Source organism: Mesorhizobium sp. U510, assembly GCF_059180695.1.
On the sequence record NZ_CP180532.1, the window covers coordinates 5077202 to 5096426 of the forward strand.

At 62.8% G+C, this 19225-nt stretch carries 18 protein-coding genes; 8 read left to right on the forward strand and 10 right to left on the reverse strand.

The genetic code is table 11. From position 1 onward, the window contains the following. The first annotated feature begins 5 nt into the window (after positions 1-5). Together ACLGL5_RS26420 and ACLGL5_RS26425 are read left to right on the forward strand one after the other, a co-directional pair. Complete coding sequence (locus ACLGL5_RS26420) at positions 6-2576, forward strand: GcvT family protein (RefSeq protein ID WP_494372799.1); 2571 nt, start codon at positions 6-8, stop codon at positions 2574-2576. Positions 2577-2585: 9 nt separating this feature from the next. Then, the gene (locus ACLGL5_RS26425) at positions 2586-3941 is read left to right on the forward strand and encodes a M24 family metallopeptidase (RefSeq protein WP_069092371.1); all 1356 of its coding nucleotides are present in this window, start codon (positions 2586-2588) and stop codon (positions 3939-3941) included. Here ACLGL5_RS26425 and ACLGL5_RS26430 read toward each other — a convergent pair. Both ACLGL5_RS26430 and ACLGL5_RS26435 read right to left on the reverse strand, forming a co-directional pair. Beyond that, on the reverse strand, positions 3906-4733 hold the full coding sequence (locus ACLGL5_RS26430) for a phosphate/phosphite/phosphonate ABC transporter substrate-binding protein (RefSeq protein ID WP_069092372.1): 828 nt from the start codon (positions 4731-4733) through the stop codon (positions 3906-3908). The genes ACLGL5_RS26425 and ACLGL5_RS26430 overlap by 36 nt on opposite strands. A gap of 86 nt (positions 4734-4819) precedes the next feature. Beyond that, the gene (locus ACLGL5_RS26435) at positions 4820-5830 is read right to left on the reverse strand and encodes a fatty acid desaturase (protein ID WP_064984044.1); all 1011 of its coding nucleotides are present in this window, start codon (positions 5828-5830) and stop codon (positions 4820-4822) included. A 230-nt stretch (positions 5831-6060) separates the two neighbouring features. On the opposite strand from ACLGL5_RS26435, the gene ACLGL5_RS26440 reads away from it, so the two are divergent. Together ACLGL5_RS26440 and bmt are read left to right on the forward strand one after the other, a co-directional pair. Then, the gene (locus ACLGL5_RS26440) at positions 6061-6918 is read left to right on the forward strand and encodes a helix-turn-helix domain-containing protein (protein ID WP_069092373.1); all 858 of its coding nucleotides are present in this window, start codon (positions 6061-6063) and stop codon (positions 6916-6918) included. A 148-nt stretch (positions 6919-7066) separates the two neighbouring features. Beyond that, positions 7067-8089 (forward strand): betaine--homocysteine S-methyltransferase, encoded by a 1023-nt coding sequence (gene bmt, locus ACLGL5_RS26445; RefSeq protein WP_019858688.1) that lies wholly within the window; start codon positions 7067-7069, stop codon positions 8087-8089. A 9-nt stretch (positions 8090-8098) separates the two neighbouring features. Here bmt and ACLGL5_RS26450 read toward each other — a convergent pair whose 3' ends face one another. From ACLGL5_RS26450 to ACLGL5_RS26475, 6 genes are all read right to left on the reverse strand, one after another. Further along, complete coding sequence (locus tag ACLGL5_RS26450) at positions 8099-8368, reverse strand: hypothetical protein (protein WP_064984317.1); 270 nt, start codon at positions 8366-8368, stop codon at positions 8099-8101. Positions 8369-8732: 364 nt separating this feature from the next. After that, the gene (locus ACLGL5_RS26455) at positions 8733-10838 is read right to left on the reverse strand and encodes a vWA domain-containing protein (RefSeq protein ID WP_064984039.1); all 2106 of its coding nucleotides are present in this window, start codon (positions 10836-10838) and stop codon (positions 8733-8735) included. Positions 10839-10840: 2 nt separating this feature from the next. Further along, the gene (locus tag ACLGL5_RS26460) at positions 10841-11401 is read right to left on the reverse strand and encodes an RNA polymerase sigma factor (protein ID WP_027046948.1); all 561 of its coding nucleotides are present in this window, start codon (positions 11399-11401) and stop codon (positions 10841-10843) included. A 118-nt stretch (positions 11402-11519) separates the two neighbouring features. After that, positions 11520-12257, reverse strand: a complete 738-nt coding sequence (locus ACLGL5_RS26465; protein WP_083246978.1) for a dienelactone hydrolase family protein — start codon at positions 12255-12257, stop codon at positions 11520-11522. Positions 12258-12362: 105 nt separating this feature from the next. After that, entirely contained in the window at positions 12363-13043 is a 681-nt protein-coding gene (locus ACLGL5_RS26470) for a 4Fe-4S dicluster domain-containing protein (RefSeq protein WP_069092375.1), read from the reverse strand. Between the two features lie 97 nt (positions 13044-13140). Continuing rightward, positions 13141-14715, reverse strand: a complete 1575-nt coding sequence (locus ACLGL5_RS26475; RefSeq protein WP_069092376.1) for a trimethylamine methyltransferase family protein — start codon at positions 14713-14715, stop codon at positions 13141-13143. 289 nt (positions 14716-15004) lie between these two features. Here ACLGL5_RS26475 and ACLGL5_RS26480 point away from each other — a divergent pair, with 289 nt between their 5' ends. Beyond that, complete coding sequence (locus ACLGL5_RS26480) at positions 15005-15703, forward strand: corrinoid protein (protein ID WP_027046950.1); 699 nt, start codon at positions 15005-15007, stop codon at positions 15701-15703. A gap of 84 nt (positions 15704-15787) precedes the next feature. Here the strand turns inward: ACLGL5_RS26480 and ACLGL5_RS26485 are convergent, their stop codons facing one another. Beyond that, positions 15788-15925: an entericidin A/B family lipoprotein gene (locus ACLGL5_RS26485; protein WP_019858698.1), complete on the reverse strand. Its 138-nt coding sequence runs from the start codon at positions 15923-15925 to the stop codon at positions 15788-15790. 54 nt (positions 15926-15979) lie between these two features. Between ACLGL5_RS26485 and ACLGL5_RS26490 the strand changes: the two genes are divergently transcribed. After that, entirely contained in the window at positions 15980-16609 is a 630-nt protein-coding gene (locus ACLGL5_RS26490; protein ID WP_069092377.1) for a DUF1638 domain-containing protein, read from the forward strand. An 11-nt stretch (positions 16610-16620) separates the two neighbouring features. Here the strand turns inward: ACLGL5_RS26490 and ACLGL5_RS26495 are convergent, their stop codons facing one another. Further along, entirely contained in the window at positions 16621-17544 is a 924-nt protein-coding gene (locus ACLGL5_RS26495; protein ID WP_069093442.1) for an NAD-dependent epimerase/dehydratase family protein, read from the reverse strand. Positions 17545-17698: 154 nt separating this feature from the next. Between ACLGL5_RS26495 and ACLGL5_RS26500 the strand changes: the two genes are divergently transcribed. Further along, the gene (locus ACLGL5_RS26500) at positions 17699-18274 is read left to right on the forward strand and encodes a DUF4893 domain-containing protein (protein ID WP_069092378.1); all 576 of its coding nucleotides are present in this window, start codon (positions 17699-17701) and stop codon (positions 18272-18274) included. 86 nt (positions 18275-18360) lie between these two features. Next, positions 18361-19143 (forward strand): formyl transferase, encoded by a 783-nt coding sequence (locus ACLGL5_RS26505; protein WP_027046952.1) that lies wholly within the window; start codon positions 18361-18363, stop codon positions 19141-19143. Positions 19144-19225 lie beyond the last annotated feature (82 nt).

Here is a 19225-nt window from a genome sequence, read left to right on the forward strand (position 1 = left end):
TCTTCATGAAATCCCATGTAAAAGCGGTTGTCATCGGCGGCGGTGTCGTCGGCTGCTCGGTGCTCTATCACTTGGCCAAGGCCGGCTGGACCGACATCATGCTGATCGAGCGTTCGGAGCTGACCTCCGGCTCGTCCTGGCACGCGGCCGGCGGTTTCCACACGCTGAACGGCGACCCCAACGTCGCCAAGCTGCAGGCCTACACCGTGCAGCTCTACAAGGAGATCGAGGAAATCTCGGGCCAGTCCTGCTCGCTGCACCTGACCGGCGGCGTGATGATGGCCGATACGCCGGAGCGCATGGACTTCCTGCGGCTGGCCCACGCCAAGGGCCGCTATCTCGGCATGGACACCGAGCTGATCACACCGTCCGAAGCCAAGGCGATGTTCCCGCTGATGGATGAGAAGAACTTCGTCGGCGCCATGTGGGATCCGGTCGAAGGCCATCTCGACCCGTCCGGCACCACCATCGCCTATTCCAAGGCGGCGAAGAAACTCGGTGCCGAGATCGTGCTGCGCAACCGCGTCGTCGATCTCACGCAGCAGCCCGACGGCACCTGGAACGTCGTCACCGAACAGGGCACGGTCCACGCCGAGCATGTCGTCAATTGCGGCGGCCTGTGGGCGCGTGAGATCGGCCGCATGGTCGGCGTCGAACTGCCTGTGCTGGCCATGGAGCACATGTATCTCCTGACCGAGCCGATGCCGGAGGTCGAGGAGTTCAACAAGTCGACCGGCCGCGAGATGATCGGCGTGCTCGACTTCAAGGGTGAGATCTACACCCGCCAGGAGCGGAACGGCATCCTGCTCGGCACCTATGAGAAAGCCTGCAAGCCATGGTCGCCGGTCAACACACCCTGGGATTTCGGCCATGAACTGCTGCCGCCCGATCTCGACCGCATCGCGCCGTCGCTGGAAATCGGCTTCAAGCACTTCCCCGGCATCGAGAAGGCCGGCATCAAGCAGATCATCAACGGCCCCTTCACCTTCGCGCTCGACGGCAACCCGCTGGTCGGTCCGGTGCAGGGCCTGACCAATTTCTGGTGCGCCTGCGCCGTCATGGCCGGCTTCAGCCAGGGCGGCGGCGTCGGCCTCGCTCTGTCGAACTGGATGGTGCATGGCGATCCCGGCTTCGACGTCTGGGGCATGGATGTCGCCCGCTTCGGCGAATGGGCCGGTCTGCGCTACACCAACGCCAAGGTGCGCGAAAACTATTCGCGCCGCTTCTCGATCCGCTTCCCCAATGAGGAACTGCCGGCCGCACGCCCGGCGCAGACGACCCCACTCTACGACACCATGCTCGCCAACAACGCCGTCATGGGCAACTCGTGGGGCCTTGAAACCCCGCTCTGGTTCGCGCCGAAGGGCAAGGAGCCCAGGGATATCGTCTCGTTCCACCGCTCCAACGATTTCGGCCCGATCGGCGAGGAAGTGCGCGCCACGCGCGAGCGCGTCGGCGTCACCGAAATCGCCAACTTCGCCAAATACGAAGTGTCGGGGCCGGGCGCGGAAGAGTTCCTCAACCGGCTGATGACCAACCGCATGCCGAAGACCGGCCGCATCGTGCTAACCCCAATGATCAACGAATTCGGCAAGCTGATCGGCGACTTCACCATCGCCAAGGCCGGCGAAGACCGCTTCATGATCTGGGGCTCTTCGGCCGCGCAGAAATACCACATGCGCTGGTTCGAGAAGCACCTGCCGAAAGACGGTTCGGTGCGCATCCATCGCTTCGACCAGACGCTGGTCGGCCTGTCGATCGCCGGACCAAAGTCACGAGACCTCTTGCAGAAGCTGGTCGATGTCGACATCTCGACCAAAGCCTTCCGCTTCATGGATTTCCGCGAGATGGCGGTCGGCGGCGCCCCCTGCATGGTCAACCGCATCACCTACACCGGCGATCTCGGCTACGAGATCTGGATGGCGCCGGCCTACCAGCGCCTGGTCTATAAGGCGATCAAGGATGCCGGCGAGGAATTCGGCCTGGTCGATTTCGGCATGCGCGCCCTGCTCTCGATGCGCCTGGAAAAGAACTTCCCGACCTGGTTCCGCGAGCTGCGGCCGATCTACGGACCATTCGAAGGCTCGATGGACCGCTTCATCAAGCTCGAGAAGAACGATTTCATCGGCCGCGAAGCCGCTGCCAAGGAACAGGCGGAAGGCCCGAAACTGCGCCGCGTCTCCTTCATCGTCGACGCCGCCGATGCCGACGTCATGGGCGACGAGCCGATCTGGGCCAAGGTCAGCAAGGATTTTGGCACGGTGGAAAAGCCGCATGGCTATGGCGCGCCGCGCTTCGACGACAAGGGCGAGGAAGTGCGCGGCTCCAAGGCTGCCGAAGGCGCTTCCGCCGTGCGCGGCATCGTCGATGGCGACTGGCGCGTGGTCGGCTGGGTGACGTCGGGCGGCTATGCCCACTATGTCCAGAAGTCGATGGCGCAGGGCTACGTTCCTGCGGCACTCGCTGAGGACGAAAGTGCCGGCCTGTTCGAGATCGAGATCCTCGGACACCGTCGCCCGGCGCGCATCAATGTCGAGGCGCCTTTCGACCCGAGCGGCGAGAAGATGCGGACCTGAGGTTCAGCCATGGACGGCGCGGCGCCAAAAGGCGGCTTCGGCCGCCATCGCAAGATCATGCCGTTCGAGCCTGGCTCGATCGAGGAATTGCGTGAAGGCTCCCGCCAGAAGGCGGCGTCGCTCAACCAGCATGTGCTGGGCTATGGCGCGCAGGCTGAAGCAGAATGGGCGGCGGCAGGCATTGCCGCCCCCGATCTTCCGGCGATGCGCAAATACCGGCTGGAGCGCATCCGCGCCGAGCTGAAGCGGCGCGGCTATGCCGGCGCCCTGCTCTACGACCCCGTCAACATCCGTTACGCCACCGACTCGACCAACATGCAGCTGTGGGTGGCGCACAATCCGACGCGGCATTGCTTCGTCGCCACCGAAGGCCCTGTGGTGCTGTTCGACTATTTCTCCTGCGAGCATCTGTCCGACCATTCCGGCGTCGTCGACGAAGTGCGCCCGGCTGTCTCGTGGATGTATCTCTACAGCGGCGAACTCACGGAGCAAAAGGTCCGCCGCTGGGCCGCCGGCATTGCCGATCTGGTGAGGGAACATGGCGGCGGCAACAGCCGCATCGCGGTCGATCACATCAATCCAGAAGGCGTCGAGGAACTCGCCCGTCTCGGCATCTCCATCGGCAATGGCGAAGCGGTGATGGAGAATGCCCGGCTGATCAAATCACCGGACGAAATCCTCGCCATGCGCCGCACCATTGTCGCCTGCGAGGCGGCGATGGGCGAGATGGAACAGGCTCTGCAGCCCGGCATTTCTGAGAACGAACTGTGGGCCGAGCTGCACCGCGGCAACATTGCGCGCGGCGGCGAATGGATCGAAACGCGGCTACTGACGTCCGGCCCGCGCACCAATCCGTGGTTCCAGGAGTGCTCGTCGCGCATCATCGAGGCCGGCGACCTCGTTGCCTTTGACACCGACCTGATCGGCCCATACGGCTTCTGCGCAGACCTGTCGCGCACCTGGCTGTGCGGCGATGCCAAGCCGAGCAATGAGCAGCGCGACCTGTTCCGCATCGCCGCCGACCAGATCGAGCACAACACGCAGTTGATGCAGCCGGGCATCTCGTTTCGCGACCTTGTCGAGCGCTCGGCGGTGCCGCCGGGAGACTGCTTCTCGACCCGCTACGGCGTGCTCTACCACGGCGTCGGCCTGGCTGACGAATACCCCACGCTGCCGCATGCCAGCGACTGGACGCCGGATACGCCGGACGGCGTGATCGAACCCGGCATGGTGCTGTGCGTGGAAAGCTATATCGGCAGGCTTGGCGGGCGCGAAGGCGTCAAGATCGAGGAGCAGATCCTGATCACCGAGACCGGCAATGAGCAGCTTTCAACCTACCCGTTGGATGCGAGGCTGCTCGGCTAGCCCAGCGAGGGCTTCGCGCATTGCCCGGACCATCTTTTCCGGCCTCGTCCTGGCCGTGATGAAGGGCAAGCCCTTGCGCCGTGCCGTCCAGCCGACGATCACGACTTTGCGTGCCGCCGGTTCGAAACGCTGCGCCAGCGCCCAGCTTTCGCAGTCGATTGCTGCGACATCTGCCCTGCCCTCGGCAACAGTAACGATCGAAGCGCGATGACCGCCGCTTTCGCTGCGCGAGGAAAAGATATCGAGGCTTTCGCCGGCCGCCTGCAGATCACGCGTCAGCCCGATCATGCCCGACATGGAATCCAGGCTGTTGAAGGTGAAGCGCTTGCCACGGAACAGGTCGAGCGGCAGCAAGGCCTTGCCGTCCGCGGGCGAGCGAGCTTCCGGCCCCTCGCCCGTCCGCATCACCAGCGCGCTGGAATAGAGTTCGCCCTGCCCGCCCTCATAGGCGTCATAGCTTGGCTGGCCGATCACTTGCACCTGGCTGGACAGACCGAGTTCCATCGGCCCCCAGCAGGTCTGCGCGAACAGCAGCGCCGGATGCAGCCAGAGCTTGTGATAATCGAGTTCGCCCGGCGGCAATGTCGAAGGATCCGGCGCGATCAGCGCCCCTTGTGCATCATGGATGCCGCCCGGCACCGGCGGCAGATCGCCATTGCTGCGCGCGATGGCTTGCGGCGCGTCGATGCCCTTTTGCCGGAAGGCATCGCGCAATTGCCCCCATTGCGCGTCGACCTCGCCGCGCACTTCGGGCCAGTCATACATGGGCAATGCCGCAACCAGTTCGCTCATGCCGATATCAAATCATCACGTCTGTAAAAAGGACCACAAAAACGCGGCGTCCAATCAGAATTGGCCGACACGAGGGATGCCGCGAATTATTCCTTGGGCGGCTCGGCGGGCACCGGCGCCGTGCCGAGTCCATTGATGTTGCGTGCCCGGATGCGCGGCTTGAACGCCCGGCCGTGCTCAGGCGCACGCCGCAGCACCGGATGCACGATCGGCTCCTTCGCCTTGAAGGCATAGGCTTTGATCAGCGCGAAATAGTTCGGATAGGCATAGCCATTGTTCATCCGCAGCCACTCGTCACGGCGCTCGCGAAACAGTTTCGGCAGCTTGTACCAGGCCACCGTAGGCGTCTTGTGATGGACGAAGTGAAGATTGTTGTTGAGGAACAGGAACGACAGCGGCGAGCGCTCGATGATCACCGTGCGGCCTTCCGGATGTTCGGACCACTGATGCTCGGCAAAGGTGCGGATCGCGATCAGCGACTGGCCGAGCCAGACCGGCGCCAGAATGTAGAGCCACAGCGGAATGCCGAAGCCGAACTGCACGATCGGCGCCACGATGGCGAGGCCGATCGCATGCAGCAGCCAAGCCTTGCGGATCGCCTTGTCGCCGGCCATCATCTGCTTGAAATCGTCGATGAAGAAGCCGATGCAAGACAGCCACGGGCCAAGGAAGAAACGGCCGGCCATGGTGTTGTTGATCTTGAGCAGGAACTTCATCGTCGGCGGCAAATCGTCGTGCTGCCACAGCGCCTGATAGTAGCTTTCGGGATCGTCGAGCGGATCGGTCAGCCGCTCGTCGGCATGGTGGCGCAGGTGAAGCGTCTTGAAGCGGCGGAACGGCCAGACCAGACCGATCGGCAGGAAGACGAAGGCCTCGTTGATCAGCGCGCTGCGCGTCGGATGGCCATGCAGCACTTCGTGCATGATCGACGACTGCAGTGCGAGAATGAAGCCAAGGAGAGCGAGGGCCACGATGGGATGGGAAGGCCAGAGCAGGAAACCGGTTGCAAGCCACGTTCCGTAACAGAAGAAAGCGAGAACCGCAGTCGGCCACTCGATGGCCGGTGTGTTGCGTCGCTTGATGCTCTTGCCTGTCATGCTATCGACCACTGCCCCTCAGTCGTCGGAACCCCAACTGGTTCCTGACAGCATAGTGTCAGGAGAAGCGATTCCACTCAACGCGACAAAGTATACAAAATGTTGCGATTGCGCATTTTTGACTGCACATGTTACACATTGTAAACACGCTTAGGGATTCATTTACGCCTGAGGCACCTCGGTGGACGGTTTCGGCGCAAATTTTTCCTCAAGATTCGGAGAAGCGGACGATGGACAAACGCGATCTGTCAGCAATTTTCCGGGAGCGTCTGAAGCTGCTCCTGACACGATCCGACCTCAATCAGTCGGCCTTCGCGTCAGCAGTCGGCATCGACCGCTCGGCGTTGTCGCAGCTGATGTCGGGCGCCTCGACGCGCTTGCCGCGCGCCGAAACGCTGCTCAACATCGCCGCCGAATTCAAAGTGTCGCTGGACTGGCTGCTCGGCCTCAGCCAGGACGAAGGCGTCACCGGCGAAATTCGCGAAAGCCTGGAGATCGAGGAGGCGCCCGACGGTTTCGACCGCACGCTGCTCGCCAAATGGTTCGCCGAGGCAGCCGGCACCAAGATCCGCTACGTGCCCGCAGGCATTCCCGATCTGCTGCGGACCCGCGCGCTGGTCGACTACGAGGCCAACATCACCAACAGGAGCCGCCTGGCACAGGCCAGCGAGACGCAATACCGCATCGAATACAACCGACGCCCGGAAACCGACATGGAAGTCTGCATGCCGCGCCACACGCTGGAGATTTTCGCGCGCGGCCTCGGTGTGTGGGATCGTTTTCCCGAGGCCGACCGCCGGCAGCAGCTCGCCCATATGGCGACATTGCTCGAAGATCTCTACCCGACCTTCCGGCTGTTTCTCTATGACGGCCGCATGCGCTATTCGATCCCGCTCACCATCTTCGGCCCCTATCGCGCCGCCATCTATGTCGGCGACATGTATGTCGTGCTGAACGCCACCCAGCCGGTCCAGGCGCTGACCCAGCATTTCGACAATCTGATCCGCGCCGCCGACGTCAATCCGCACGAGGCCGCCGCCTTCGCCCGCAATCTGGCCGGCATGTCGTTCTCGTCAGGCTCTGTCTGATCGACGGCAATCATGGTCATTCGATTGCTGGACCCCGACATGGTCGAGGGCCACGCCATTCGCATTGCCGAGGCCGCCACAAATCATTGACTAGACATAAAGACTTCTTTATATCCTTATTCGAATTTGAAACACGAAAGCCAATCCGATGACCACCACCAATCCGATCGATGCCCTGCTGGCTGAAAAGGGCGTGCTGCTGGCCGATGGCGCCACCGGCACCAATTTGTTCGCGATGGGCCTGGAGGCCGGCGAGGCGCCGGAATTGCTGAACGAGACAGCGCCCGACACCATCACCAGCCTGCACCAGAATTTCGTCGATGCCGGCGCGGACATCATCCTGACCAATTCCTTCGGCGGCACCCGCCACCGGCTGAAGCTCCACCATGCGCAGGATCGCGTGCAAGCGCTCAACAAGCGCGCCGCCGAGATTGCCCGCGCCGTCGCCGACAAGGCCGGCCGCAAGGTGATCGTTGCCGGCTCCGTCGGCCCGACCGGCGAATTGCTGGTGCCGCTTGGCGCCATGACCTATGACGAAGCTGTCGACGCCTTTGCCGAGCAGATCGAGGGCCTCAAGCAAGGCGGCGCCGAAGTCGCCTGGATCGAGACGATGTCGGCGCCCGACGAGATCCGCGCCGCCGCCGAAGCCGCCATCCGCGTCGGCCTCCCCTACACCTATACCGGCTCCTTCGACACAGCCGGCCGCACCATGATGGGCCTGCTGCCGAAAGACATCCATGGTGTCGTTGACGGGCTGTCCGAAGCACCGCTCGGCGTTGGCGCCAATTGCGGCGTCGGCGCTTCAGACATCCTGGCCTCGCTCCTCGACATGACCGAGGCGAAGCCGCAGGCGACGGTGATCGTCAAGGGCAATTGCGGCATTCCGGAATTCCGCGGTACTGAGATCCATTATTCCGGCACGCCGGAACTGATGGCCGACTATGTTCGCCTCGCCGTCGATGCCGGCGCCAAGATTGTCGGCGGCTGCTGCGGCACTTCGTTCCAGCACCTCGCCGCCATGCGCAAGGCGCTCGACGCCCACACCAAGGCGGGTCGTCCGACGGTTGAGACGATCGTCGAGCGCATCGGTCCGATGCGCAACAAGGTGGCGACGGAAAACACCGCCGAAACCAGCGAAGCCCGCCGCGAGCGTCGCCGCAGCCGGGCCTGAGGATTTCGATTATTCGCTGTTGTCGGCGTAGCTCGACTGCGCCGACTTGAAGTCGACCACATTGTCGCCGCGCATCGTCATCAGCGCGCCGGAAGAAGCCGGATCGGTGATCTGTTCCAGCATGGCGCGGAAGCGGTCGTTGGTCAGCGCCGACATGGCGGTGTGACGCGCCTGCGCGACATCGTCGCTGATGCGTCTGGATTCGGCCGATGGGGCTGATGAAACCGTCGAAGCGTCCCGCACCGGCGGCGGCGAGTTGGCGATAGTCCTGATCTGCAATTCCGGCTCCCTCAAGCCCTGTAAACAAGTCCGGTGTAGCAACAGGAAATTGCGATCCGGTACCGGAAATCTCGCGCAATTTAACGATCATGCCGGTTAACGCTTGCGCCAGGATCCGTTGAGATTCAGGTCAGGCCGAGTCGAAAACGATGGGTTCCGAGAACCGGAGCGGAGCGTACTTTTGGGTACGTGAGCACCGGAAGCGCAGGAAACCATCGTTTGCAGGCCGGCCTCACCTGAACATCGACGGATCCAAAAAAAGGCCGGCAAGGGAATGACCCCTCGCCGGCCTGCCTCACCCGCCCGTGGGCCGGTTTCCCCTGTCAGAACGATCCCATCCGAAGGAAACCGGCCGTCATCGCCACTACCGGTTACCGCCCAGCGCCGAGGCAAGGCGCACAAGCGAGAGGAACTCGGACCTGTATCCAAACGGGTCGGCTCCTCGGGCGGCAGTGGCAATCTCCATGATCTTGTCGTAGCCGAACTTCGCGGTCGCATCCTCGTCGCGCAGCTTCTGGCCGAAGGCAGCCACCGCGACGGAGAATCGCTGGTCGGTGCTGGCCTGGTCGAAGGACGCCACCTCGTTGGCCGAGGTCACCGGCGTGGTGATCAGCTTCGAGACATCCTCGTTCGGCAGCTTGTAGCGGATCTTGACGAAGGCATATTCGTCCGCATTGGCGACGCCGCCATTGTTGACCGTGGCCTGGCCATAGCGCAGCGGATCGATCTGATCGCCGCCGCTGCCCTTCGGCGTGATCTCGTAGATCGCGGTGACCGAATGGCCCGAGCCGATATCGCCGGCATCGACGCGGTCATTGTTGAAGTCCTCGCGGTTGAGCGCCCGGGTCTCGTAGCCGATCAGGCGGTATTCCGAGACCTTGTTGGGGTTGAACTCGACCTGGATCTTCACGTCCTTGGCGATCGGGAACAGCGTCGAGGAGGCATCCTCGACCAGCACCTTTTCCGCCTCGGCCAGCGTGTCGATATAGGCGGCGGTGCCGTTGCCGTTCTGGGCTATGGTCTGCATCATCTGGTCGTTCAGATTGTCGTGTCCGAAGCCGAACACCGACAGGAAGACACCGCTCTTGCGCTCCTGCTCGATCAGGCGCTTGAGATCATCATCGTCGCTCTGTCCGACATTGAAGTCGCCATCGGTGGCCAGCATCACCCGGTTGACGCCGTCCTTGACGAAGGATTGCTGGGCAAGCTTGTAGGCTTCTTTGATGCCGGCCTCACCGGCCGTCGAACCGCCCGGCTGCAGATTGTCGATGGCATTGAGGATCTTGTCCTTCTCGGCAGCCCTGGTCGGCATCAGCACGGTGCCGGCTTCACCGGCATAGGTGACGATCGAGATCGTGTCGTCGGCCCTGAGCTTGCTGACCAGCAGCCGGAATGCCGACTTGAGCAGCGGCAGCTTGTCCGGCTCGTCCATCGAGCCCGAAACGTCGATCAGGAAGACCAGATTGGCCTTGGGCTGTTCGGTCGGCTTGATGTCGAAGCCCTTGATGGCGACATGCATCAGCTTGGTGTGCCCGTTCCACGGCGTCGGCATGACGCTGACGGTCGAGTTGAACGGCGTCGACGCCGAATCCGGTCCCTTCCAGTCATAGGGGAAGTAGTTGATCATCTCCTCGACACGGACCGTGTCGGCCTGCGGCACCGCACCTTCCTTCAGCGAGCGGCGCACGAAGGAATAGGAGGCCGTGTCGACATCGATCGAGAACGTCGAGACCGGATCTTCCAGCGCCGCATGCACCGGATTGGTCTTGAAATCCTGGACGCGGTTGCGGTTTTCCTCCTGCGGCGCGATCTGATCCGCCGGCGCGATGGTCGGCTGCGGCGCCATCAGCTTGGACTCGGCAGCCGGCGCGCGGGCGAGCCGCGACGTGCTCGGCGCGGCGCTATTCAGCGCGAATTCACCCGTTGGCGCCGGTGGTGCCGGCTCGGCCACCACCGCGCGTTCATTGGCAGTCTGCTGAGCTGTGCCGCCGGCCTGGGCGGCTTCGGATTTCGGCGGCGACGCCGGCGCCACAAGCACGCCGGTCGCGTCGCGGCTTTCGACATCCGCGTCGGCCTTCTTGTCCTTCGCCAGTTCGGTTGGAGCCTGCTTCGGCTCGGCCGGCTTCAACGTCGCCGGCTTGTCGGCCAGCGTCTCGGTGATCTTTTCGTCGCCGCCGAATTTGGCCGGCTGTTCCCTCAGCAGATGGAAGGTGGCGTATCCGGCGATCGGCAGGGCGACGAGCCCGGCAAGAGCCGGCGTGGCGATGAGTTTCTTTTGCATGATCTCGCTCCAGAGCTTTTGTGCTCGCTCTGTGAGACGAAGGCCGCCGACCGATCCTTGGGTGACGGCAGAAATATTTTCCTCATCATAGGCACGCAGGGCGGCTTCGAAGGCGCGCGCCTTCGCGCTCTCACCCGGCGCCGGTGCCGCGATATCGCGCAGTCTGTTGAGTTCGTTGTCGTCGACCATGGTCACACTTCCCCGGCTGAACGCATCAGCGCCTTCAGCCGTTTCTTCGCTTCATGGATGTGCCAGGAAACCGTCGTCTCCGAGATCGCCATCGCCTCGGCGGCGGCCGCATGGCTCAAGCCCTCGCCATAGACCAGCAGTACGGCGTCGCGCTGCTTGTCCGGAAGCTGCCGCACCGCGGTCCACAGCGCCTCGGCCGGATCCTCGCTCTCGGCCGGGGCCTCGCCCGAAATCAGCGCATGGACGCCATAGGCCTCGGTCTTCACGGTCTCGCGCGCGGTCTTGCGCATCATGTCGCGCGCCGCATTCATCGTCACGGAATAGAGCCATGTCGTGAAGGCGCCGCCGCCGCGATAGTCGCGGATCGCCTTGCCGAGCCGGACGCAGACTTCCTGGGCGATGTCTTCGGCATCCGCCTTCTTGCCGCACCAGCGATAGGCGGCGCGATAGACGAAGTCGTAGTGGCGCTCCAGCAATTTGCCGAAGGCACCCCTGTCTCCGCCCTTCGCCCGCCCGATCAGTTCGGCGTCGGAGGCTTCGCTCTCATCCAGCATCATCGCCATCATTTGCCTGTTGGACGAAGGCTAATGGCTAATCCTTGGGGTGATGCAAAGATTTTTTACGCACCGCCTCTTCCTCCTCCCCGTTCTACCGGGAAAAGGTGCCAGGCAGGCGGAAGCTTCACCCGAGTGTTTCGGCAAACAGCGTGATCAGCCTTCGCCAATGCCGTTCGGCGCCGGCTTCGTTGTAGACGCTGTGGTCGGGCACGCACCAGCCATGCGCCATGCCGACATAGTTCTCGATGGCGTGGTCGACTTCGGCATTGCGCAGCGCCTCCTCCAGCCGTGTCGACTGCTCCGGTGGGAAACTCCGGTCGACGCCGGCCATGCCGACATAGACCCTCGCCTTGATGGATGCCGCCTTGCGGTGCGGGCTGTCGGCGGCATCGCTGGCGAGATTGCCGCCATGGAAACTGGCGGCGGCCCTGATCCTGTCCGGGTAGGCCGCGGCCGCGTTGAGCGCCCGTGCGCCGCCCATGCAATAACCGACGGTCCCGATCGGACCCGTGATGCCTTCGCCGGCGAGCGCATCGAGAAAGGCCTCGCCGTCGCTGATGGTCATCTGCTGTGTCGTGCCAGCGACCAGCGCCATCAGCGCTGCCTTGCTGTCTTCCTCGGTGAAGGCGGTCTTGGCGTCGAACGGACCATAGGGCGCATTGCGATGGAACAGGTCCGGCACCAGCACCGCATAGCCTTCGCCCGCCAGCCGCTCGGCCATGCCGTCGAGCGCCGGACGCGGGCCGAAGGCATCCTGGTAGAGAATGACGCCGGCCTTGGCAGGGGACGTCTTGGCCGAGCGGAACAGGCCCGCCTTCGCCACCCCGTCACGGGTCTTGATCCTGAGGTCATGCTTCGTCATTGCCTGCTCCATTTGTCAGATGCGCGATACATATCCACGCGACCTTCCACGGCAAGGCATTCCCTAGAAGTATCCGTCAACATTTCGTGCAGCATCGCGTGACGATCACAGGCCGGCGAATGCCGCCATATGGAAGGCCTGGATATCAGACGGATAGCGATATTCCGTGCCATAGGGACAAGCGTTGCGGTCGAGGCAGCCGCCGCTCCGGCACGGTACGCCATTCCCTCCCCGCACATGCGCCAGGCAGGCCCGGTAGGCGAAGCCTTCCGTGGCATAGGCATCGACCGGACAGGATTTCAGACAGGGTTTCGCGACACACGCGTCGCAAAGATGAATTGCCTCGCCCTGCTCCGAAAGCGCGATCTCGTCCTCGAAAAGCAACGCGCCGCGATAGGCATGCCAAAGCCCGTATTGCGGATGCATGAGGATGCCGAGCGGCGACGGTTTTAGCCCCTCTGCCCGAACAGCCCATTGCTGGAACGGCAGATAGGGCTTGTCGGAGGGAGAAACAGAGCGCGCGCCAAATGCCTCCGCCACATCGCCAATGACCTGCCGCGACCAGCTGTCGAGCGGATTGGCGATTGTCGACGGCTGCTGTTCGCGCCAGCGCAGGAAATGCGGCCAGGGTGTAGCACCCGCCTGCCCCACCAGCAGCACGGATTTCGCCGGCGCGCCCGAGGCGCCGTGAGGGGCGTCCTCGCCGTCAGAGAAAACAAAGCCGCCACGCAGGATGAGGCCATTGGCGCCGAGCGCGGCCGTGATCTCTTCGATCATGCCGCGCACAGAATCATCCCTTCTCGTCCGGGTCGGAGAAGGCGCTCCGCCAGACTTCCTTGTGGATGATGTTGGCGACTTTAGCCCCGCCTGACTCGGGCTCCTTTCAAGTGAAGGCGTCGGGCATCGACCCCTTCTTCTTGGCGATGAATTCCTTCAGGGCTTCGTCGATGCTCGCATCGAGATGCGGCGCCTCGTAGCTTTCCAGCCAGCGGCGGGCGAGCTCATTGGCGCGCTGCGGCGCGGTCTTCTCGCCTTCGGCCAGCCACTGTTCGTAGGAATTGTTGTCGGCGATGCTGGAGCGGTAGAAGGCCGTCTGGAAATTGGCCTGGGTGTGGTCGCAGCCGAGATAGTGGCTGCCCGGGCCGACCTGGCGGATCGCGTCCATCGCCTGGCCGTTCTCCGACAGGTCGACGCCTTCGGAGAATTTCTGCTGCATGCCGAGCTGATCGATGTCCATCATGAATTTTTCGTAGCAGGACGCCAGCCCGCCCTCGAGCCAGCCGGCCGAGTGGAGGACGAAGTTGGTGCCGGCGAGGATCGTCGAGTTCAGCGTGTTGGCGCTTTCATAGGCCGCCTGCGCATCCGGAACCTTGGACGCGCAGAGCGAACCGCCGGTGCGGAACGGCAGTCCGAGGCGGCGTGCGAGCTGGGCAGCGCCATAAGACACCAGCGACGGCTCCGGCGTGCCGAAGGTCGGCGCGCCCGACTGCATCGAGATCGACGAGGCAAAGGTGCCGAACAGCACCGGCGCGCCAGGCCGGATGAGCTGCGTGAACGATGCGCCGGCCAGCACTTCGGCCAGAACCTGCGTCAGCGTGCCTGCGACCGTCACCGGGCTCATCGCGCCGGCAAGGATGAACGGCGTGACGATACAGGCCTGGTTGTGGCGCGAATAAACCTTCAGCGCGCCCAGCATGGTTTCGTCGAACACCATCGGCGAGTTGGCGTTGATCAGGCTGGTCATCACCGTGTTGTTCTCGACGAAATCGTCGCCGAACACGAGCTTGGCCATGGCAACGGTGTCTTCGGCGCGTTCCGGCGCGGTCACGGAGCCCATGAACGGCTTGTCCGAGTATTTTATGTGCGAATAGATCATGTCGAGGTGGCGCTTGTTGACCGGCACGTCGACCGGCTCGCACACCGTGCCGCCCGAATGGTGGATCGACGGTGCCATATAGGCGAGCTTCACGAAATTCCGGAAATCCTCGATCGTCGCGTAGCGCCTGACACCGTTAAGGTCGCGCACGAAGGGCGGGCCATAGACCGGCGCAAAGACAGTAGCATTGCCGCCGATCTGCACCGAGCGCTCGGAATTGCGGGCATGCTGGGTATAGACGGACGGCGCGGTCTTCAGCAGCGAACGGCAAAGACCCTTCGGGAAATGCACGCGCTCGCCCTTGACGTCGGCGCCGGCCTCTTTCCAAAGCTGCAGCGCTTCGGCGTCGTCGCGAAAAATGATACCGATCTCTTCGAGCACCGTGTCGGTGTTTTTCTCGATCAGGGCGAGGCCTTCCTCGTCGAGCACCTCATAGATGTTGATCTTGCGCTTGATGTAGGTGAGTTGGGTACCGGGTCCGCCGCCAGAACGCGCGGCGCGCCTTGCCGCCGCTCCGCCGCTCGCGCCTCGCCCACGCCGCGCGTTTGACGCTTCCTGGTCGACTGCCGCGTGTTCGCTCATGATCGCTCTTCCCTGAATATGGCCTGGCCTGACGATGGCTGGTCCGTAGCCGTTGTGGCCGCATGGCGCGGCTTTCGCCGGATCGTAGCCATGCACCCTATTCGAAACGGCCCGTCCGCGCCAACGCCTGTCGCAAAATCGACAAGAAAACCAATAGATTTTCCAGTCGCTTTCCTTTTGCGGGAAGTCGCAAATCAGCTATGGATAGCCGCCCGTTGCGGGTTAGGTATGAACGCTAATATTTTGTGCCTTGCGACACAGTCGCGATGCCGTGAGGAGCTGGATAAAAATGTCCGACGACGAGATCATCCTTTCTGAACTTTCCGACGACGAGTTGGTGCAGCAGATGCACGACGATCTCTATGACGGGTTGAAGGAAGAGATCGAGGAAGGCACGCGCATCCTGCTGGAGCGCGGCTGGGTACCCTACAAGGTGCTCACCGAGGCGCTGGTCGAAGGCATGCGCATCGTCGGCGAGGATTTTCGCGACGGCATCCTGTTCGTTCCCGAAGTGCTGTTGTCCGCCAACGCCATGAAGGCCGGCATGTTCATCCTGCGCCCGCTGCTCGCCGCCACCGGAGCGCCGAAGCAGGGCAAGATGGTGATCGGCACCGTCAAGGGCGACATCCATGACATCGGCAAGAACCTCGTCGGCATGATGATGGAAGGCGCAGGCTTCGACGTCATCGACCTCGGCATCAACAATGCGGTCGAGAAATATCTCGATGCGATCGAGCAGCATCAGCCCGACATCATCGGAATGTCGGCGCTTTTGACCACCACCATGCCCTACATGAAGGTCGTCATCGACACGATGAAGGAAAAGGGCATCCGCGACGACTACGTCGTGCTGGTCGGCGGCGCGCCGCTCAACGAGGAATTCGGCAAGGCCGTCGGCGCCGACGCCTATTGTCGCGATGCCGCGGTAGCCGTCGAGACCGCCAAGGACTTCATGAAGCGCAAGCACAATGTCCGCGCTTCGGCCTGACCCAAGGCATCAGGATGACCGACATGAAAAGCCGCGCCTTGCAGCGCGGCTTTTTTGTTCCCAGATGATAGACGAGGCAGCCGATCAGTTGGCGACAGTGTCTTTGACTGCTCTCGCCGTCGATTTGACATCCTTGCCGACACCCCGAATGGTGTTGGCGCAGGCGGTGAGTGCAAGTGCGCAGGCAAGGATGGCTATCGGCGCGATGCGTAGCAGTTTCATGGGTGGTGTCTCCCTCGACAGATAAATTAGCCCGGCAGCGAAAGCCTGATCGACTTGGTCAAGACGCAAAAAACGAAACCGAATCAAACAGACAGGTTGCTTGTCATCGCCTGTGGGATGATTGCGCGTGAGGTATTAGCCGTCAAGGAACAGCTCGGGCTGGATCACCTGGAACTGACCTGCCTGCCGGCCGAGTTTCATTTTTATCCCGACCGCATCGCACCCGCCATGGACAGAGCGATCGAGAAGGCCAAGACGCAAGGGTACGAGCACATCTTCGTCGGCTATGCCGATTGTGGCACCGGTGGCCTGCTCGACCGCGTCATCGAGAAGCATGGCGTCGAGCGCATGGCCGGCCCGCACTGCTTCGCCTTCTATCAAGGCATCGAAGCCTACGGGAAGGTCGCCGACGACGACATGATGTCCTTCTACATGACGGATTTCCTGTGCCGTCAGTTCGATGCCTTCTTCATGAAGCCGCTCGGCCTCGACAAGCACCCGGAACTGATCAAGGACTATTTCGGCAATTACGAAAAGCTGGTCTACCTGGCCCAGACCGACGACCCGGAACTCGACAAGGTTGCGGAAAAGGCCGCCGCCCTGCTCGGCCTTGCCTATGAGCGGCGCGCGACCGGTTATGGCGACCTGACGGTCGAAATGGCGCAGGCAGCGAAGGTCGCCTGATCGCGATTGCGCTAGCCTGGCCCATTCTCCGCCCTTAGCGCCGCCAGCACATCGGCAAAGCTCGTCTTACAGACAAAGCCGAGCCTCTCCCGCAACCGCGAGGCATCATAGACGCGGTCGATGGAGGAAAACATCGTCCAGCCTTTTTGCGCGTAGAGCGCCGGAAAGTCCGGGAAATAGCGCGCGACCACCGACGGCGCATCGGCGATCAGTTCGGCGCAATGGTCGGGCCGGAACGGCGTCGGCGCACAGACGATAAAAATGTCGAAGCCAAGCTGCGGCGCTTTCTCCAATGCCGCGACATGGGCTTCCGCCGCGTCTTCCACTGTCAGCCGGCGGAACAGCAATTCGTTCGCCTTGGTGTTGGCATCTGATTGTTCGATCGCATGCGCCATGTCGTCAGCTTCGGGAAAGAAACGAGCCGTGCGCAGCACGACCACCGGCAGGCCATGCTGCAGATGATAGAGGCGGCAGAGATGTTCGGCTGAAAGCTTGGTGACACCATAAATGTTGCGCGGCTCGGGCGACATCGCCTCGGTCAGCCAGGCGGCCTTGCGCGCACCGCCCTTGAAGCCGTCGCGTATCGCCTGCGAGATCATCAGCGAGGTGGTCGAGGTGAAGACGAAGCGCTGCGCGCCGCTCGCCACCGCGGCGTCGAGAAGGTTCAGCGTGCCCTGCACGTTGGTGGCGACGAAATCGCTGTTGGCGCGGCTCTCTATATTGGGCTTGTGCAGCGCGCCGCTGTGAATGATGGCTTCGATTCGATTATCCCCGACCGCCCGCATGACCAGATCGCGATCGGCGATCGAGCCGATCACCTGCGTTTCCACCGAAGGAACAGGATCGAGGCCAATCACCTCATGACCAAGCGCGCGCAGGCGCGGCGCCAGCGCGCTGCCCAGCCAACCCGACGATCCCGTGAGCAAGATTCGCATGCGTCGCACCATGATTTTTGACGGCGACGCTGTTAAGCACGGATGACAGGCGCGAGCGACTCGATAAGGTCAGTCATCGGCCGGCAACGGCGCCGCTCCAGACATCAACTGCCATTTTTATCGAGTGCCATTTTAGAGACTCAGGGAGTTCCAGATGATCCTTCGTCCCCTTTTTGCCGCCATCGGCCTGCTCTGCTGCACCCTGCCCGCCCTTGCCGACGGCCAGGTACAGAAGCTGATCACGCCCTCCGACAAGGTCCGCCTCGACAAATATGGCGAGACGCGCAAGGCGGCGCTCGCCGAGGCGAAAGCGGGCAGCCCGGCCGAGGTCAAACAACTCGATGCCTTGCTGGCCAAGCCGCTGGTGTCGTTCTCCGACAAGGACCTGACCGGCAACTGGAAGTGCCGCACCATCAAGGCAGGCGGTTTGAGCCCGCTCGTCATCTATGGCTGGTTCAAGTGCAAGGTGACCGACGACGGTTCCGGCTGGCGGCTGGAAAAGATCAGCGGCTCGCAGCGAACCCAGGGCCGCTTTTTCGACGATGGCGAGAAGCGCGCCATCTATCTCGGCTCCGGCTCCGTCAACAACGATCGGGCAAAACCTTATGGCAGCGGTCCGCAAACCGACCAGGTCGGCTATGCCTTCCGCACCGGTGCCAGCGAATGGCGCGTCGAACTTCCCGCGCCCTACTACGAATCGAAGCTCGACATCATCGAGTTCAAGCGCTGAGCGTGGTCATCAAGATTTAACCCCGTTCCGGCACAAATCCGGCCAGCATGCGGCAGCTGGCCGCGTGCAAGGCAGGAAAGCGGGCCATGTCTTCACCGGTAGCAACCAGCGCGTCGATCGTCGTCGTGACCGGCGGCGGCCAGCATGTCTGGGCCATGATCAACGCAATCGCAGATCGCGTTGGTCCTGTCAGCGTCATCCTCGAAACCCCTGAATCCAAAAAGCAATTGCTGCGTGGTCGGGCTCGCCGCCAGGGCTGGGTCTCGGCCATGGGCCAGCTCGGCACGATGGTGCTGAGCAGGTTGGGCAAGCGGCTGCGGGCAGGCCATAGCGCGCGATTGATTGCCGAGGAGAGACTGGAGGTTGAGCCACGACCAGGCCAGGAGATTATCCACGTAGCCTCGGCCAATGGGCCTGAGTGCCTGCAGGCGATCCAGAAGATCCAGCCAGGCGTCGTGCTGCTCAACGGTTGCCGACTGATCTCGGCCGAGATGCTGCGCAAAATGCCCTGCCCGGTGCTCAACTACCATGCGGGCATCACGCCGAAATATCGCGGCATGAATGGCGGCTATTGGGCCCTGGCATCCGGTGACGCGCAGAATTTCGGCACGACCATCCACCTCGTCGACGCTGGCGTCGACACTGGCGGCGTGCTGAAGCAGGCACGCGGCAGACCGGAAAAAGGCGACACCATCTCCAGTCACGCGCTCCGCCAGGCGGCGTTCTCGCGCGATATCTGCATCGAGGCCGTCAGCGATGCACTGGCCGGAAAACTCACAACGATCGATCCCGGCCTGCCTTCCAAACAATGGTATCATCCGACGATCTGGTTCTACCTCTGGACCGGCCTCAGAACCGGAATCTGGTAGGTCTCATCAGCCCGGAGCCGCACAGGGCCAGACGGCTTTTCGGCACGCCGACCCTGCCGCCGGTGCGCCCCGCGAACGAATA

Bases quoted from the DNA above. Each gene is read 5' to 3' on its own strand.
- ACLGL5_RS26420 (WP_494372799.1), top strand. From the start codon at position 6: ATGAAATCCCATGTAAAAGCGGTTGTCATCGGCGGCGGTGTCGTCGGC.
- ACLGL5_RS26425 (WP_069092371.1), top strand. From the start codon at position 2,586: ATGGACGGCGCGGCGCCAAAAGGCGGCTTCGGCCGCCATCGCAAGATC.
- ACLGL5_RS26430 (WP_069092372.1), bottom strand. From the start codon at position 4,733: ATGAGCGAACTGGTTGCGGCATTGCCCATGTATGACTGGCCCGAAGTG.
- ACLGL5_RS26435 (WP_064984044.1), bottom strand. From the start codon at position 5,830: ATGACAGGCAAGAGCATCAAGCGACGCAACACACCGGCCATCGAGTGG.
- ACLGL5_RS26440 (WP_069092373.1), top strand. From the start codon at position 6,061: ATGGACAAACGCGATCTGTCAGCAATTTTCCGGGAGCGTCTGAAGCTG.
- bmt (WP_019858688.1), top strand. From the start codon at position 7,067: ATGACCACCACCAATCCGATCGATGCCCTGCTGGCTGAAAAGGGCGTG.
- ACLGL5_RS26455 (WP_064984039.1), bottom strand. From the start codon at position 10,838: ATGGTCGACGACAACGAACTCAACAGACTGCGCGATATCGCGGCACCG.
- ACLGL5_RS26460 (WP_027046948.1), bottom strand. From the start codon at position 11,401: ATGGCGATGATGCTGGATGAGAGCGAAGCCTCCGACGCCGAACTGATC.
- ACLGL5_RS26465 (WP_083246978.1), bottom strand. From the start codon at position 12,257: ATGACGAAGCATGACCTCAGGATCAAGACCCGTGACGGGGTGGCGAAG.
- ACLGL5_RS26475 (WP_069092376.1), bottom strand. From the start codon at position 14,715: ATGAGCGAACACGCGGCAGTCGACCAGGAAGCGTCAAACGCGCGGCGT.
- ACLGL5_RS26480 (WP_027046950.1), top strand. From the start codon at position 15,005: ATGTCCGACGACGAGATCATCCTTTCTGAACTTTCCGACGACGAGTTG.
- ACLGL5_RS26485 (WP_019858698.1), bottom strand. From the start codon at position 15,925: ATGAAACTGCTACGCATCGCGCCGATAGCCATCCTTGCCTGCGCACTT.
- ACLGL5_RS26495 (WP_069093442.1), bottom strand. From the start codon at position 17,544: ATGCGAATCTTGCTCACGGGATCGTCGGGTTGGCTGGGCAGCGCGCTG.
- ACLGL5_RS26500 (WP_069092378.1), top strand. From the start codon at position 17,699: ATGATCCTTCGTCCCCTTTTTGCCGCCATCGGCCTGCTCTGCTGCACC.
- ACLGL5_RS26505 (WP_027046952.1), top strand. From the start codon at position 18,361: ATGTCTTCACCGGTAGCAACCAGCGCGTCGATCGTCGTCGTGACCGGC.